Genomic DNA, 2,407 nt, shown 5'->3' with positions numbered 1-2,407 from the left:
ACCTCAAGCTGACCGACATCCACAGCCTCACCCCGGCCGGTGAACTCTTCGACACCGTCGTCGTGTTCGAGAACTACCCCGTCGAGAACGAGGCCTTCGAACAGGCGACGTCCACTCTCAGCCTGACCCACGCTCAAGCCCACGACGCCAGCCACTATCCGATGAACCTGAGGGTGCTGCCCGGGGACCGCATCGAGATCCGCATGGAATACGGCCCCGACCTGTTCGCCCGTACGGAGGTGGAGGGAATCGGCAGCCGACTCGTCCGTGTACTCCGGGCCATTGCCGAGACCCCTGAGATCCCCTTGGGCCGAGTCGGGATGCTGGATGAGTTCGAGCGTGAACGCGCGCTTTCTGCGCTGCACGGGTGCCAGGAGTCCGGGGAGTTCCGGGACGTCGTCGACAGGATCAGGGATGTTGCCCGGCGGCAGCCCGATGCTGTGGCCGTCACGGACGACGAGGGAGACGTCACGTACGACGTGCTGATGTCCCGTGCGAGCGCTCTGTCGAAGCGTCTTGCGGGGCGTGGGACGGGGGTGGGGGCTCTTGTCGGAATCCTCTCCGATCCCGGTGCACGGTTCGTGGGGTCGGTGCTGGGGGTGTTCGGTTGTCGGGCGGGATACATCCCCCTGGACCCGCAGGCTCCGACGGCGCGGAGCGTGACGTATCTCGCCGACAGCGGCGCGAACTGCCTCCTGACGGAGGAGAAGTATCTCGAACGCGCACAGGCCATCGCTGGTGCGTCGGGGGGCGCTGTTGAGGTGCTGGTCATGGACGACGAGCAGGACGGCGCGGAGTGGTATCCGAACGGATCCAGGGGCTACGACATCGCGTACTCCATCTTCACGTCGGGTTCGACGGGGCGGCCGAAGGGAGCGATGGTTCACCGGGCCGGCATGGAGAACCATCTCCTGGCGAAGATCGGGGATCTGGAGCTCTCCTCGGCGGACCGTGTCATGCAGAACGCGCCGCTGACCTTCAACATCTCCGTGTGGCAGATGTTCGCCGCTCTGATGCTCGGCGGAAGGATCCGAGTCGTCGACCGGACGACGGCCGCCGACCCGCGCGAGCTCTTCCAGCGTGTGGCGGACGAGGGCGTGTCGGTCCTGGAGGTCGTGCCCTCGCTGCTGCGGGCGGCCCTGGACATGTGGGACACCGACGGTGAGCAGATCGCACTGCCGCAGCTCCGCTGGCTGATGGTGACGGGCGAAGCTCTTCCGGGGAGCCTGTGCGAGCGCTGGTTCGCGCGGTATCCGGATATCCCCCTGGTGAACGCCTATGGGTCGACGGAATGCTCGGACGATGTCTCACACGCCATCATCACGAGTGAGGAGTACGAGGCCGAGAAGAAGGTCACCATCGGCCGCCCTATTCGCAACATGCGGCTGTATGTGCTGAACGAGGCACTCCAGCCGGTTCCCATGGGAATGCCCGGAGACCTGTACGTCAGCGGTGTGGGCGTCGGGCAAGGCTATGTGGGTGACGCGAACCGCACCGCAGCCGCCTTCGTAGCTGATCCTTACTCCGGTCAGCCAGGCGCGCGGATGTATCGGATGGGTGACTATGTCAGGTGTCTCCCGGACGGTCGTCTTGAGTTCGTGGAACGGCGGGATCATCAGGTCAAGATCCGCGGGCAGCGACTCGAACTCGGCGAAATCGAAGCCGTCCTGGCAGAGCATGTTCTCGTGGGCCAAGCGGCTGTGGTGCTTCGGGAGGATGCCCCGGGTGACAAGCGCCTGGCGGCGTACGTGGTGCCGGGTGCCGGCACATCCACCGGCGTTCTCGACCCGGCCGCGCTGCGTGGGTTCGTGGCGGAGCGGTTGCCGGATTACATGGTGCCGTCGGCATTCGTCACGCTCGACGCGCTGCCGTTGACGTTGAACGGGAAGCTGGACCGGGGTGCCCTGCCCGCCCCGGAGTACACGTCGTCCGGGCGGGCTCCCGGGACGCTTCGGGAGGAGCTGCTCTGCGGTCTGTTCGCTGAGGTCCTCGGCGTGGATGCCGTCTCGATCGATGACAGTTTCTTTGAGTTGGGTGGTCATTCGCTGTTGGCGACCCGTCTGGTGAGCCGGGTCCGTTCCGTCCTCGGGGTCGAGGTGAGCATCCGGTCGCTGTTTGAGGCGCCGACGGTGGCTGGTCTGGTGGGTCGGTTTGATGAGGGTGGTGGGGTTCGGGAGCGGTTGGGTGTGCGGGTGCGGCCGGGGGTGCTTCCGGTGTCGTTCGCGCAGCGTCGGCTGTGGTTCCTGGGCCAGTTGGAGGGCGTGTCGTCGACGTACAACATTCCTCTTGCCCTCCGTCTGAGCGGGGCGCTTGATGTGGGGGCGTTGCGGGCGGCGTTGGGGGATGTGGCGGGTCGTCATGAGAGTTTGCGGACGGTGTTTCCGCAGGTGGACGGTGAGCCGCGGCA

At 66.1% G+C, this 2,407-nt stretch carries 1 protein-coding gene; it reads left to right on the top strand.

Features of this window, described 5'->3' with window-relative positions; all coding sequences use genetic code 11:
• Positions 1 to 2,407, top strand: a 2,407-nt coding sequence (locus ACWIHT_RS47170) for a non-ribosomal peptide synthetase (protein WP_456174821.1), incomplete at both ends; no start/stop codon positions are given.

Source organism: Streptomyces sp. NPDC002276 (genome assembly GCF_053891435.1).
Note: the sequence above shows the minus strand (reverse complement) of the source record. Positions and strands in the feature narration are given on the sequence as shown.